At 48.1% G+C, this 14,883-nt stretch carries 14 protein-coding genes; all 14 read right to left on the reverse strand.

Translation table 11 applies throughout. The features are described from left to right. Positions 1 to 2 precede the first annotated feature (2 nt). Positions 3 to 368: an urease subunit beta gene (gene ureB, locus M3191_RS08725; RefSeq protein ID WP_251700006.1), complete on the reverse strand. Its 366-nt coding sequence runs from the start codon at positions 366 to 368 to the stop codon at positions 3 to 5. Between the two features lie 18 nt (positions 369 to 386). After that, the gene (gene ureA, locus M3191_RS08730) at positions 387 to 689 is read right to left on the reverse strand and encodes an urease subunit gamma (protein ID WP_251700007.1); all 303 of its coding nucleotides are present in this window, start codon (positions 687 to 689) and stop codon (positions 387 to 389) included. A gap of 490 nt (positions 690 to 1,179) precedes the next feature. Further along, positions 1,180 to 2,193 carry an ABC transporter ATP-binding protein gene (locus M3191_RS08735; RefSeq protein ID WP_251700008.1) on the reverse strand — a complete coding sequence of 338 codons (1,014 nt, stop codon included), beginning with the start codon at positions 2,191 to 2,193 and terminating at the stop codon, positions 1,180 to 1,182. Beyond that, positions 2,194 to 3,138, reverse strand: coding sequence for a C40 family peptidase (locus tag M3191_RS08740; protein ID WP_251700009.1), 945 nt, complete (start codon positions 3,136 to 3,138; stop codon positions 2,194 to 2,196). It lies immediately after the preceding gene. Beyond that, positions 3,135 to 4,241: a mandelate racemase/muconate lactonizing enzyme family protein gene (locus M3191_RS08745; RefSeq protein WP_251700010.1), complete on the reverse strand. Its 1,107-nt coding sequence runs from the start codon at positions 4,239 to 4,241 to the stop codon at positions 3,135 to 3,137. Before M3191_RS08745 ends, M3191_RS08740 begins: the two co-directional genes overlap by 4 nt. Further along, positions 4,242 to 5,165 carry a S66 peptidase family protein gene (locus M3191_RS08750; protein ID WP_251700011.1) on the reverse strand — a complete coding sequence of 308 codons (924 nt, stop codon included), beginning with the start codon at positions 5,163 to 5,165 and terminating at the stop codon, positions 4,242 to 4,244. 255 nt (positions 5,166 to 5,420) lie between these two features. Beyond that, a complete protein-coding gene (locus tag M3191_RS08755) occupies positions 5,421 to 7,088 on the reverse strand; it encodes a peptide ABC transporter substrate-binding protein (RefSeq protein ID WP_251700012.1) in 1,668 nt (555 codons plus the stop codon). 54 nt (positions 7,089 to 7,142) lie between these two features. Beyond that, a complete protein-coding gene (locus M3191_RS08760) occupies positions 7,143 to 8,129 on the reverse strand; it encodes an ABC transporter ATP-binding protein (RefSeq protein ID WP_251700121.1) in 987 nt (328 codons plus the stop codon). 110 nt (positions 8,130 to 8,239) lie between these two features. Beyond that, the gene (locus tag M3191_RS08765) at positions 8,240 to 9,178 is read right to left on the reverse strand and encodes an ABC transporter permease (RefSeq protein ID WP_251695915.1); all 939 of its coding nucleotides are present in this window, start codon (positions 9,176 to 9,178) and stop codon (positions 8,240 to 8,242) included. After that, positions 9,178 to 10,113 carry an ABC transporter permease gene (locus M3191_RS08770; RefSeq protein WP_251700013.1) on the reverse strand — a complete coding sequence of 312 codons (936 nt, stop codon included), beginning with the start codon at positions 10,111 to 10,113 and terminating at the stop codon, positions 9,178 to 9,180. Before M3191_RS08770 ends, M3191_RS08765 begins: the two co-directional genes overlap by 1 nt. A gap of 13 nt (positions 10,114 to 10,126) precedes the next feature. Next, on the reverse strand, positions 10,127 to 10,951 hold the full coding sequence (locus tag M3191_RS08775; protein ID WP_251700014.1) for a M55 family metallopeptidase: 825 nt from the start codon (positions 10,949 to 10,951) through the stop codon (positions 10,127 to 10,129). Between the two features lie 167 nt (positions 10,952 to 11,118). Continuing rightward, complete coding sequence (gene opp4A, locus M3191_RS08780) at positions 11,119 to 12,948, reverse strand: oligopeptide ABC transporter substrate-binding protein (RefSeq protein WP_251700015.1); 1,830 nt, start codon at positions 12,946 to 12,948, stop codon at positions 11,119 to 11,121. 22 nt (positions 12,949 to 12,970) lie between these two features. Next, positions 12,971 to 13,882 (reverse strand): ABC transporter permease, encoded by a 912-nt coding sequence (locus tag M3191_RS08785; RefSeq protein WP_251700016.1) that lies wholly within the window; start codon positions 13,880 to 13,882, stop codon positions 12,971 to 12,973. Between the two features lie 31 nt (positions 13,883 to 13,913). Then, on the reverse strand, positions 13,914 to 14,882 hold the full coding sequence (gene opp4B, locus M3191_RS08790) for an oligopeptide ABC transporter permease (RefSeq protein ID WP_251700017.1): 969 nt from the start codon (positions 14,880 to 14,882) through the stop codon (positions 13,914 to 13,916). Between the last annotated feature and the right edge of the window lies 1 nt (position 14,883).

A 14,883-nucleotide genomic window follows, 5' to 3' on the forward strand; every position in this document is an offset into this window, starting at 1 on the left:
ACTTAACTGTCAGCTCCTTTAAATCCGCCATCCGACGCCTTCTCAACGATTTCATCCTTCTTATGAGTGGAACCTTCCGTCAACTTATTCAACCCGAACACATGGCGCCTTCCGCCAAACTCGACGAGCTCCACTTCCTTCTCCTCGCCCGGCTCAAAACGCACCGCAGTCCCGGAAGGAATATTCAAATGCATGCCGACCGCCTGTTCACGATCGAACTCAAGAAACTTATTCACCTCAATGAAATGGAAATGAGACCCGACTTGAATCGGACGGTCGCCTGTATTTGCGACCTTCACCGTCTTCGTATCACGCCCCACATTAATTTCAATCCATCCTTCAGCAGCTTTGATCTCTCCTGGTTTCAAAAGAAAAACCCCCTTCTGTTATTGAATTGGGTGATGCACAGTGACCAATTTCGTCCCATCCGGGAACGTACACTCGATCTGCACATCCTTCACCATATCACCGACGCCTTCCATCACATCGTCCACCGTCAGCAGCTGCTTGCCTTCACTCATCAACTGCCCAACGGACTTTCCGTCACGCGCACCTTCCATAATAAAATGACAAATAAAAGCAACAGCCTCGGGATAATTCAACTTCACCCCGCGCTCCTTACGCTTGATGGCAAGCTCTCCAGCCATATGCAACATTAGTTTTTCCTGTTCAACTGGTGATAACCTCAACGAAAAACACCCCCGAATTTTTAATCAGACATTTTAGACAACTGTAGACAGTATTCTACTCCGTCCACCTATCCTATTCAATTTTTTTGATTTCTTGTGTCTTGCAAGAGTATGCAATAAAGGGCAGTCTTGCCCGATTGATTGGAACCTGGCACGATGCAGGCCGAAAGAGGTAATTGAGGAGTTACAACGATACTATTATAAGATAACCGAATTTCATTGGCAACTTTAACGGAAACCGGAACTTTTTTCTAGGGAATCGCGTCGTTAGCGGCGGATACCCCATACTGACACCCGCGAAGCAAACCTAATCGGCTGACCGGACAAGTTTTGCGCGAATCGAGGCTAGTTATGCGCGGTTTCGAGGGGGTTTTGCGCGAATTGAGGCTACTTATGCGCGATTTTCAGCAGGTTATGCTCATTTCGGGACCTTTGACACACATATAACCCCCCAAGAAATTTCCTTAACCAAAAAAGCCGCCCCGATTTATCAGGACGACCCCACTGGAATCTTCACCGCATCCGACCGCTTCATCACTTCCTCGTCATGCAAGTGGCAGGCAACGAAATGCCCTTCCTCCTTTTCAAGCCATTTCGGTTTCAGCTCCCCGCAGACCGGCATCGCGTACGGACAGCGTGTCCGGAAAACGCAGCCGGACGGCGGGTTGATCGGGCTCGGCAGCTCGCCTTTCAAAAGGATCCGTTCGCGGGATTCCTCAATGTCGGGATCCGGAATCGGAATCGCCGACAGCAGCGCTTCCGTATATGGATGCAACGGCTTATCATACAGCTGCGTACTCGTCGTAAGCTCGACCATATGCCCCAAATACATGACACCGATCCGGTTGGAAATGTATTTGACCATTGACAGATCATGGGCGATGAATAAATACGTCAATCCCTTCTCACGTTGCAGCCGCTGAAGCAGTTTGACAACTTGCGCCTGCACCGACACGTCAAGCGCAGAAATCGGCTCATCCGCAATAATGAATTCCGGATCGAGCGCAAGCGACCGGGCAATCCCGATACGCTGCCGTTGACCACCGGAAAACTCATGGGGATAGCGGTTCGCATGATCCCGGTTCAAGCCGACGTCTTCAAGCAATTCATTCACACGTGCCCGCATTTCCGCCTGTGACTTGTACATTCCATGTATCTGCATCGGCTCGGCAATGATTTCATAAACAGTCGAACGTGGATTCAACGAGGCGTACGGATCCTGGAAAATCATCTGCATTTTCTTCAGGAAGCGCTGGCGTTCGTTATCGGTCATCGTATGGACGCTGCGTCCTTCATAAAAAACTTCGCCGTCCGTTTTATTGTACAGGCCAAGAATCGTCCGTCCCGCAGTCGATTTGCCGCAGCCCGATTCCCCGACAAGCCCGAATGTCTCCCCTCTGAAAATGTCGAAGCTGATGCCGTCGACCGCCTTCAGCTTCAACCCTTTACCCACGTCAAAATGGCGTTTCAAGTCCTGTACGGATAAAATCACATCTCCAGCCATTCAATTTCCCCCTTCATCGTTGCCGTAACGGCGGACTGCGCACAAATCCCGTTCCAACTTCGAACCTGCAAGTTTCAATAGCTCGATCGATTGCCCCGTCGATGGAGAATGCAGAAGCAGCCCGTTTCCATAAAAGAATCCGACGTGCCTGACATTGCCTTTCCCTTCATCATTCGCGAAGAACAGCAGATCGCCCTTTTCCCACCGCTCCGGTTTATCCACCGGCACTTCCTCGCCGCTTTTCGCTTGATCGCCGGCATCCCGTGGGATGATATGCCCGCAAGCCTTCAGCATATTGTACGTGAAGCCCGAACAGTCAAAGCCGTACGAAGACATGCCGCCCCAGAAATACGGAAGATCCAAATAGGCAAGTCCCTCTTCGACGGCGGCTGCCGCATTCCGCTTTTTGAATGTATGGACAGATGCCGCCCGCACAATATCAGCTTTCAGGACCAATGCCTCTCCGTCCGGCGTTTCCACATGGAAATGGTCGTCGCTTTCATCGGTCAAAGGTAAAATCGTATTGAACGGCACAATCATGAGCGGCGTCCCGTCCGGTTTCCATAATTGCGCTTTCGCGACCGCCACTCTCACAAATCCACCAGCTTCCGCCAACGGAGTCGCCTTCTTCAATTGACGGAGCGGCACCCAGCCCGGATAGCCCCGTTCGTCTTTCTTCGATGGCTGCCATACCGCAATCACCTTCGCCCATTCGCCCTCGATTTCGTCGACGATTACCGGTTCGCCGTATAACAGTTGCGTTTGCACCCGGTTACCATTGCAAAGATCGAGCCGCTCTTCATACGCAAGCTTCTCCAGCCATTTATTCAGTTGAAGCGGATTGGATACCCCGTCCGCATCCATCCCCCGCGCTGATTCCGGCGAAGTCCATACCGTCGCGACCGGCACTGCGCACACATACATATTCACTGTCAACTCCGTCATTGTCCTGCCCCCTTCCCAATCAGTCCCATTCCCTTCTGATCCAATCCGAGCCCAGGTCCTTCAGGCATTCGGATGACCCTTCCAGCATAAACGATCCCGCCTGCGACAATATCCTCCGCAAGCATTAGCGGCGCATCGAAATCGCATCTCGTAATGTTCGGCTGACTCGCTGCAAAATGGGCTGCCGCCGTAATCCCGAGCTTCGTCTCAATCATGCTGCCGACCATGCATTCGACACCATATGTCTCTGCCAATGCATTGATCTTCAGCGCCTCATGGATGCCGCCTGATTTCATAAGTTTGATATTGATCAAATCCGCCGCCCGCCGCTCCAACACACGGAGTGCATCTCTCGCGGAAAACACGCTCTCATCCGCCATGATCGGCGTGATCGTATGATTCGTCACGTACTGGAGCCCATCGATATCATCTGCAGGCACCGGTTGCTCAATCAATTCGATGTCGAGCCCCGCGTCTTCCATCTTGCCGATTGCAAAGACAGCCTCTTTCGGCTTCCACCCTTGGTTCGCATCGAGACGGATTTTCGGTCCTTCCCCGACCCGTTCCCGGATTGCTCGGATCCTCTCGATATCGTCGGTAATCTCCCCGATCCCGACTTTCACTTTCAACACATTGAAACCGTCCGCAATATACCGTTCCGCGTCATCCGCCATTTCTGCGGCGTCATTGACACTGACCGTGAAGTCGGTTTCAATTTCACTTCTGTAACCGCCGAGCAATTGATAAAGCGGCATTCCGGCCAACTGGCCAAGCAGATCATGGATGGCCATATCGACAGCGGCCTTCGCACTTGTATTGCGGACGATTGACCGTTTCAGCAGGCGGAAGACCTCCTCGCGATTCCGTAAATCCTTCCCTAGCAAAAGTGGAGCAATGACCTCTTCAATCGTGTATGTAATGCTTCCAAGTGAATCGCCCGTGATGACGTGGGTCGGGGGTGCTTCCCCCCAACCGATTCGTCCGTCTTCACAGGTCACTTTCACGTAGATCGCATAGGCCGTCGTCACCGTTCGCAACGCCGTTTTAAACGGCTTTGTCAGCGCCACTGCGACAGGAATTATTTCGACTGAACGGATGCGCATTCATTCCACCCCCGGCAAAATCGTCAACGTCTTATTATCTGCGTCAAGCTTTGCATCGACCCCTAGCGGAATCGCGAAATGCGGCTCGCAGTGGCCTATCTTGAAGCCCTCCACAACCGGATTATTCAAGCCGCCCAAATAATGGCGGAACACGTCATCCAACGACAAGGTCCTTTGTTGTTTCTTCGGCTCAACGTCAGAGAAATCCCCGATGACGATGCCCGCAGCATCAGCAAGTTTCCCTGCCATGCGCAGTTGGTTCAGCATCCCATCGACCCGATACGGTTCCTCGCCGACGTCTTCAATGAACAGCAGCTTGCCCTTCGTATCGATTTCGAATTTCGTACCGATCGTATTGGACAGCAATGATAGATTTCCACCAACAAGCTCGCCTTGCGCACTACCCCCTGCAAGTGCCGTCAGCCGTGAAATCTCTTCCGTATAATGAAGCTCCATCGGTTCGAATAATTGTTGGAACATCTTCGCAGACAGCTCGCTGAAACTGTCTTTCCCGACGCACGAAGCGAGCATCGGACCATGGAAGGTGACAAGATCCGAATAGAGACCGATTGCGGTATGGAGGAAGGTGATGTCGCTGAATCCCCAGAACACTTTCGGGTTTTCCCGGATCAGTTGCAAATCCAACCGATCGGCATAGCGGGCCGAACCGTAGCCGCCCCCCGCACAAATGATGCCGCTGATCGAAGGATCCGCGAACATGTCTTCCAAATCCTGCAGCCTCTCATCATCCGTTCCTGCCAAATAGCCGTTAACATTTTTCACATGTTGTCCGAATTTCCATTTCAGGCCAAGCTGTTCCAGAAAAGAGAGCGAGCGTTCAAGATTCTCTTGATTCGGCGGGCTTGACGGCGCGACTATGCCGATCGTATCCCCCTGCTGAAGCCTTTTCGGTCGTATTCTCATTACCCTGCACCTCTTTCAATCAAAAATCATCGTACTCCCGCATAATATCATTCATATACGCATAAATTTCATTTCTCGCGCATAAATCACTGGAATTACGCATAAACTCGCTGACACGCGCATAACGCCTGCAACTAGTTCATGAATTGTCGAAAGGCATTTGGCGCGACTAACTGCTTACATATAATTGGATTTCCCGCGGGCTCAAATTGGAAAGTCGCGGCGCCATGACGGACACCGCGACTTGTTCATTCATTAGTTCTTATCTGCGTATTTCAAGTCGACATAGCCGACAGGGTGGCGCAGAATGCCGGAAACGCCTTCTTTTTCAAGTGATGTCGAGTTGTAGAAGTATAGTGGGAATACAGGCATTTCGTCCATGAGGAGCTTATCGGCCTGCTTCAACAACTCCCAACGTTTGTTTTCGTCCGTTTCATTTTTAATGTCCGCAATGAGCTTATCATATTCAGCATTCGACCATGTTGTACGGTTCATGGAAGAGCCGGTGATAAAGCTTTCAAGCGCGTTCACAGGGTCTGCATAGTCATGCAGGAATGAGGAACGGGACATTTGGTATTTGAACTCTTTTTGCTCGGAAAGGAATACTCCGCTTTCCACGTTTTGCAGCTCTGCGTCAACGCCGAGCACTTCTTTGAACTTGGATTGAAGGGCGATCGCGATGTTCTGATGCGATTCGCTCGTTGAATAAGAGAGTGTCACTTTCGGAAGCTCCGTATAGCCTTCCTCTTTCATTCCTTCTTCCAAAAGTTGTTTCGCTTTTTCCGGATTGAAGGAGACGAGGTCGCCTACTGTTTCACGGAATTCTTTGCCGTCCGGCCCGATGAAGCCGTATGTGACGAAGCCATGTGCCGGCTTCTCGCCATTTTTCGTTACAAAATTGACGATTTCCTCTTGATCGACCGCATACGCGAATGCTTGGCGGATCTTTTTATTCGTAAATGGCTCCATTGACGTGTTGAAGCGGTAGAAATACAAGCCCGCTTGGTCATCGATGCGAAGTTCTTTGCTGTCCTTTAATTGATCCGCAATTTCAGACGGTACGCCCGTCACGTCCAACTCATTGGATTGATACATTTGATAAGCTGTCGTCGTGTCATTGACCATTGCCCAGTGGACTTTATCCAAATTGACTGCGTCAGCATCCCAATAATGTTCGTTCTTTTCAAATTCGAAGCTTACATCGTGGCTCCATGCGGACAATTTGAATGGTCCGTTCCCTACGAAAGTTGCAGCTTCCGTATGCCAAGTCGGATCGGCTGAAGCCACTTTTTCGTTGATCGGGAAGAAGCTTGGGTTTGTGATGATATTCAAGAATGCTTCGTTCGGAGACGTCAATTTGACGACGAACGTCTTCTCGTCCTTCGCTTCGATTGCGATGTCATCTGGAGAGCCTTCCCCAGTATTGTACTCTTCCGCTCCTTCGATGAAGTATGCTAGGAATGCCGCTGGTGATGCTGTTTCCGGATTCAGCATATGTTTCCAAGCGAATACGAAATCGCCAGCTACGACCGGATCGCCGTTCGACCATTTTGCGCCATCACGGATTGTGAATGTATACGTCAATCCGTCATCGGAGATATCGATTTTTTCAGCTGTCGCTTCGACCGCTTTATGGTCCTTATCAAGACGTGTCAGACCTTCCATGATATTGTTCAGTGCACTCCAGGACACTGCGTTAAACCCGATGGATGGATCGAACGATGTCGGCTCTTCCCCGTTATTCATTAGGAGAATCTTCTCTCCTGCAGCCGCCTCTTCCTTTTTACCCTCTTCTTTTCCATCTTCCGTCTTCGTATTTTCTGCCGGTTTTTCAGGCTCCTTGCCCGCTTCCTTGTTTGCAGTACATGCCGCAAGAACAAGTGCAAGCATTGCCACCATCAAAAATGATAACCACTTCTTCATACCAATAGCCCCCTTGTTGATATATGACTTACAAAGCACTTTCGTGCGAAAAACCTAGTTTTGACCAATCACTTTCTTCGCCCTGTCATCCTGCAGCCAGCAATCGACTGCATGAGTTTCGGATAAGCTGGTCGTTGCAGGATAGATGCGTTCACATACTTCCATGGCGAACGGGCATCTCGCCGTGAACGGACAACCGATTGGCGGAGAAAATAGATCCGGCGGGGTCCCTTCGATCGGCTGAAGTTCCTCTTCCTTCAAGTCGAGCCTCGGCACAGAAGCGAGAAGCCCTTTTGTATAAGGATGCTGCGGTGTATAGAACACTTCGCGCTTATCGCCGATTTCAATGACTTTCCCTGCATACATGACCGCAATCCGATCTGCGATTTTCGCCACAACTCCCAAATCGTGCGTGATGAGAATGATTGAGACGCCCGTACGTTCCTGAATCTCTTCAAATAGTTCTAGAATCTGTGCCTGGATTGTGACGTCCAGTGCAGTTGTCGGCTCATCAGCTATTAGCAGTTCAGGCTCGCAGATCAGAGCGATTGCAATGACAATCCGCTGACGCATCCCTCCGGAAAACTGATGGGGATATTGTTTCATTCGTTCATCGGGATTCGGGATACCGACCACTTCCAGCAAGTTGATCGCTTTTTGAAGCGCCTCGGCTTTACTCACTTTTTGATGGGTCCGCAACCCTTCCGTCAACTGCTCGCCGATTTTAAGTGTCGGGTTCAAGGCGGTCATCGGATCTTGGAAGATCATCGAAATGTCGACCCCTTGCACCTTTCTCATCTCGGATTTATCGAGCTTCGTCAAATCTTTCCCTTTAAACAGGACTTTTCCATTTTTAATGCGTCCCGCAGGTTTTGGAATGAGTCCCATGATCGTATTCGCGGTGACGCTTTTTCCACAGCCCGACTCCCCGACGATGGCAAGAGTCTCCCCTTTATACAGATCGAACGAAACGCCGCGCAGAGCTTGTACTTCCCCCCCGAACGTCTTAAAAGATACATGCAGATCCTGAACGGAGAGCATGACATCCGTAAATGTTTTAGTACGCTTACGCGATTGTTTCAGGCCTGGCGCAATCGCGGTCCCGCCTTGATTTTCATCAATCGGTGCAAATTTTTTCATGTCCAAACCTTTCACCCCCTCAGTTTCGGATCAAGTGCATCTTGCATACCGTCTCCGAGGACGTTAAATGCAAACATTGTCATTGAAATGAAGAACGCAGGGAAGAATAACCTCCACCAATGTCCTGATAAGATGACAGGCAATGCGTCATTCGCCATAACCCCCCAGCTCGCAACAGGCGCCTGGATGCCTAGCCCGATGAAGCTTAAGAAGGCTTCCGCGAAAATGGCGCTTGGCACAGTCAATGTCATTTGGACAATGATTGGTCCCATTGTATTGGGAAGCAAGTTCTTCCGAATAATTCTAGGTGTTCTCGCTCCGAAAGATTTCGAGGCCGTAACAAATTCATAGTTTTTGATTTGCAGCACCTGCCCCCTGACAATACGGGCCATTCCGACCCATCCGGTGATTGTCAGCGCAACGATGATCGTCGTCAAGCTTGGACCCATGATGACCATTAACAGAATGACGACAAGCAGATGAGGAAGCCCATAAAGGATTTCAATGATCCTCATCATGACGGTGTCCGTCCTTCCGCCTTTATAACCGCTAATTCCGCCGTAGATAATGCCGATGAAAAAGTCGATCAAAGCGGCGGCAACACCGACGAACAGTGAAACGCGAGCGCCATGCCAAGTTCTCGTGAAGACGTCCCACCCTTTGTCGTCCGTCCCAAACCAATGTTTCGAAGATGGCGCCAAGTTCTGGTTTGCATATTGCGTTGTTTCTATATTATGTGGTGATAGAATCGGAGCAAAAATTGCGAACAATGTCAGAATAATTAAGAATACTAGCCCACCCATCGCCAATTTGTTCTTCCGCAATCTACGCCAGGCATCCTTCCAATAGGAAAGTGATGGACGTACGACTGATTCCGCTTTCTCCGCATCTTTCCCTATTGGTTTGAACCATTCATCCGGGACTTGAACTTTTTGCTGATGACTTACCATCACGCATCACCTTCCTTTCGGTGAAGTTTAATGCGCGGATCAAGGAATCCATAGACGATATCTACTAAAAACAACATGAATACGAGGAAGGAGCTATAGAATACGGTCGAACCCATGATGACTGGGTAGTCCCGGTTATTGATGCTCTCGACGAAATATTTTCCCATGCCCGGAATCGCAAAAATCTTTTCGATGACGAATGTTCCCGTCAAAATTCCCGCAAGCATCGTCCCCATGATTGTGACGATCGGCATAAGCGCATTGCGCAATGCGTGCCGAAGGACGATGCGCATCGGCGATAATCCTTTCGCCCTCGCCATTTTCATATAATCCTGCGTCAAGACTTCTAACATGCTCGACCTTGTCAGACGTGCAATGATTGCCGTCGGACCAGTGGCAAGCGCCAATGTCGGCAAAATCATATGGAGAGGGCTGCTCCACGTAGCAGGCGGGAGTAGATTCCAGTTGACCGCCACTTGCTGGATCAACACCGTCGCCAATACGAAGTTAGGAACGGATATCCCGATAACAGCGAATGCCATCGCCGCATAATCGATGATGCCATTATGTCGCAATGCAGCGAATGTCCCTAACGTAATCCCCGATATGACAGCAACGAGAATCGTCACCATCCCAAGCTCGAATGAAATCGGAAAGCCTCTGGCAAGTAATTTATTCACCGACTCGTTCGGTTTTTTAATGGATGGTCCGAAATCGAACGTCGCAATTGACTTCAAGTAGTGCACATATTGCACATGTGTCGGTTGATCTAGCTTATAGAACTTCTCCAGATTCGCCTGGATTGTCGGATTCGATGTCCGCTCTTCATCGAACGGCGAGCCTGGTATCGAATGCATTAAGAAGAATGTCAGTGTCGCGATGATGAGGATTGTCGCAATCATCATGAAGAATCTCTTAACTATGTAAATTGCCACGCGCCACTCCCCCTTAGCAGAACTTTGTTTGCATTGCCAACTCGACCATCACGAGCATTGCCCGGTACGCTTCGAGAATATCTTTCGCTTCAAATTTCACGATGGTTGTATCCGGCTCGATTTCACACCCCGGCATGAGCGCGGCCCATTCCGCTTGACCATAGTTCGTGAATTCAATTCGTAAAACCGGGTTTGCCGGAGGTACGAGCGGTTTAATTGCTAAGCGTTTAGTAATCGCTTCTGCAGTCTTTTCCTCGATTAATGCATGCGCCTTTGTCGGATGCAACGTCTTGACAGCGGAACGGGAAATCGACTGCTTGACAGCGGCGGTCACAATCCCAGGAATCAAGGCTTGCGCTTCCATACATGCACGATCATCCCCGGCGACCATGATGACAGGAACTCCGTAATGACCCGCTACATATGCGTTTAAGCCAAGCTCGCCGATGGCCACGTCATTGATATGCATATTCCTGACGCCAAAGGTCATTGAATGGCTCATGACACCTGGCTGACCTGCCCTTGCGTGATATCCGGCAAAGATAGCACCGTCAAATGACTCATCCAGTCCCTGCACCATAGAAAACGCTTTCATACCACCGGTTATCAAATCTGCATCAGGATGTAACTCCTCCAAAAGCAGATTGTTCATTTGGGAATGGCTATCATTCACAAGGACTTGTTCAGCTCCTTGTCCGATCGCCGCTCGTATGATAGCGTTTGCTTCCTCTGTCATAATACGCCGCGCACGTTCATAATTATGTCTGGCAGAATCGACAAACGTGTAATCAGGCAGCCCCGTGATCCCTTCCATATCAACGGATACGTAAATCTTCATTTCTATTTCCCCCATCTCTCCATCTCTCTGAATTAATAGCCTAGTCGGTTAATTGGTAAGTTCAATCCTATCAAACTTTTGAGAATATTACAATACGGTTTCAAAAAATAAAACCGCCACCCAGTTTCCCGGATGGCGGTTGATTATCGATCAGAACCGATAATTATTTATTCACTTACACCCAAATCATACAAGTATAGATCAGAGCCTGGGTCGATTGAGTAGTTAACAACGCGCTTGTTAACGCCCATTAGGTAGTAACGGTATACAGTTGGTGCAACCGGAACTTCTTCAGCCATAAGCGCTTGCCATTGTTTGTAGATATCTTTACGGTAGTCTGAATCAAATGCCTTTTCAGATGTACCAGCTGCAAGAAGCTCATCGTTCTTCTCGTTTGTGAAACGGCTGTAGTTGAATGCAGCATCTCTGCCGTATAGGCCAGATGGATCTGGGTCAGAACCAGTTCCCCATGCTCCTTGGTAGATGTCGATTTTTGGATCATCTGCTTTAACCATGTCATAGAACGAGTTGAACTCGTGTAGACGTCCGTCTAGAAGTTGTACTTTAATTCCGACGTCAGCCCAGTTTTGCATATAGAACTGTGCAATCGGCTCAGCAGTTTCTCCACCTGACATGGAAGCGAAGTTAAGAACGAATTCTTCACCTTTGTCATTTTCACGGAATCCATCGCCATTAACGTCTTTATATCCTGCTTCGTCAAGAAGTGCTTTCGCTTTTTCAGGATCATAAGATGGTGTTGCAAGGTCCGCATCATGGAAGCTTGCGAATACAGGAATGATCAATGATGTTGCAGGGAAACGAAGACCGTGGTAAAGTTCTTTACCGATTGTTTCGTTGTCCATTGCATACCACATAGCTTGACGAACAAGTTTGTTAGCCATTTTAGCATTTGGATCTGTTACGTTTGTTTTCTTTTCAGGATCCCATTTACCAAGTTTGAACCCGATATATGTGTATGCATAGTCAATATCCGCAAGAAGCTCGATATTGTCGATTTCTTTTGCATTTAGATATTGATCAACTGGGATTGAAGCGATATCAGCATCGCCTTTCTTAAGTGCTTCAAGGATAGAAGCGGAGCTTACAACTTTCAAGACCAGTGATTTAAGATTAGGTTTACCTCTCCAGTAGTCATCATTGCGGACGTATAGGACAGATTCACCTGGGATGATTTTTTCAACTTTGTAAGGACCGAAGCCGATTGGGTTCACACGGATTTTATCGGAAGCTTCAAGTTCTTCGATTGTAATTTCGCCAGTCATAACATCCCCTACGTGGTGCCTAGGTGTTGCATATGACCAAAAACCAGACAATAGGGATGGTGTTGCTTCTGTGAATGTGAATGAAATTTGTTTCTCGTCATCTGAAACTTCGATACCAGAGATTTCTGTTGTTTTACCTTCGTTGTATTCCGGCATACCAACAACGTTTTCAATCATGAAATCGTAACGGTCTCCAGTGTAATCAGGGTGACCAAGCAATTGGTATGAGTAAAGAAGGTCACTTGCTTTTACCGGCTCGCCGTCATGCCATTTTACACCATCTTTGATAGTTAATGTGAGTGTTTTATTGTCTTCTGAAATTTCGTAAGTAGCTGCACCGTCATTAGTGATCAAGTAATCTCCATCTGAAGATAGTAGAGCCTCATCAAATTTCTCGATAACTTGAGCATCAAATGTCCCTGAGTAGAACACACGGCTTAACGTACCTTCAAACGGAGTGTCTGTTACCATAGCCCACGTCAATTCTCCGTCTGCCATTGGCTCAGCATTGTTCGTTACTTCGAACGGGAAATCAAGGCCTGCGCTTGGATCCTCAGCCGGCTTCTCTTCCGTTTTTGGTTCTTCTTTCTTTTCTGGTTCTTTTGCCGGTTCTTTATCACCAGCGCCTTCTTTTTCTTTGCCAGTACATGCAGCTAAAAATACGCTGAGAACAAGCAACAGACTCGCAAGTAGCATAAACTGCTTCTTTGCCATTTGTATTACCTCCCCTTATTTTTTAGGCTAATCTTTGCCTTGCGTCTGACGCGCGTTTGACCGCTTGCCCGACGTAATTTATACACAGCATCATTACTAGGATCAGCAATGCTGCAGGTAACCAAACCCACCACTTGTTCTTTATAATATCGGGATTCCTTGCGAACGAAATTAACGTTCCAAGTGAAGGAGTTCCAGCGGGCAGGCCGAATCCTAAGAAAGTCAGCCCGGTCTCGATCCCGATATTGTTAGCAAGCGTAAGTGTCATATTAACTATGACGAGTGAACTTAAGTTAGGGAACATTTCAAAGAACATGATTTTGAAACTTGGAGTCCCTAATGTCTTGGAAGCGTTAATGTAATCAAGCTCCCTTTCCTGAAGAGCCCTGGAGCGGATTAGCCTCGCTTTTCCAAACCAGGCGAAAATACTCATGATCAGGATGAATGTAAATACATTATAGTTTGGTACAATAGTTACAAATACAATAATGAACATCAATGACGGCAATACCATGAGGAATTCAAGAATACGCATCATAACATTGTCGGCTGCGCCTCCGTAATACCCAGATATCAGGCCGTATGTCAAGCCAATCAACCCGGCAATGAGTGTGACTGCGACTCCGATTGTGAGCGAGTTCCGTGTCCCGATCATCAACTGGCCAAATACGTCTCGCCCTCCATCATCTGTCCCGACCCAATTATCTAAGGAAGGCGGCTTCCAGACGTTTAAGAAGTTCACTCGCGTCAATGCTGTTTGGTCAACGAATAATGGCGAAATGTAAGCCGATAATACGATGATTGTAAACAAAATTAATGAGCCCAACGCCATTTTATCGTGCATTATTTCACGCCAAATCGTACGCAAAAGCGATGGATTATTTAGTTTTTCTTGAGCAATCAATTTTTTTTCATCTATGACTGGATTTGTCATTACTTTCCCTCCTCTTCCTTCTCTTCATCTTCTATTCAATACGTATACGAGGATCGACAATGCTGAGGATAATATCCGATAGCAAAGTCCCTATGATTACGGCAGCACCGGAAACCATGACGAGTGCCGTAACGACAGTGAAATCTCGTTGCGCAATGGATTGAAGGAAAAGTTGTCCGAGACCGGGATAACTGTAAATGGATTCAATGAATATTGAACCGGAAATTAGACCCGTGATTTCATACCCGAGAAAAGCCGCAATCGGCAAGAGGGAGTTTCGCAAGATATGGCGGGTATACACCTTACCCTCAGGTACACCTTTAGAACGGGCAGTCTTTACATAATCCTTGATCTTCTGGTCAATAATATCATTCCGTAAATATTGGATTGTTCCGTACGTACCTATTAAAGCACCTGACATAACCGGCAAGAATAAATGCTTGGCTCTGTCGACGATATATTCCCAGCTTCCTGGGTCTATTCGTATATTTCCGCTTCCTCCAATCGGAAACCATCCCAATATGAAAGAGAAAAGGAACAGCATCAATAAGGCGAAAATGAATAATGGAGTCGCAAAAGCAAAATAGTTATAGGTTACAATCATTTTATCCGCCCATGTATCTGTCCATCTTCCCGCTACAATTCCTAGCGGTATGGCTAACAGATAGATGACAATAGCTGTGAAAAGTGACAGAAGCACTGTGTTTTCGATCCTGCCCGCCAATAACGATGTTACTGGCTGTTTATGGACATATGACTGTCCGAAATCACCTTGTACCGCTTTTCCGATCCACCGCCCATATTGTTCGTACCATGGATCGTTCAGACCTAATTTTTCACGAATTTTCTCTACCTGCTCCGGTGAAACGTTAGGATTCGACATGAACGCCCCCGTTACCGCATCACCCGGCATCGCTTTTGAAAGCATGAAGATGATGAGACTGAGGAGGATGAGCTGCGGAATCATGAGCAATGCTCTTCGTAAAATGAATTTCAACATT

It is taken from the genome of Sporosarcina luteola (assembly GCF_023715535.1).
Classification (GTDB): domain Bacteria; phylum Bacillota; class Bacilli; order Bacillales_A; family Planococcaceae; genus Sporosarcina; species Sporosarcina luteola_B.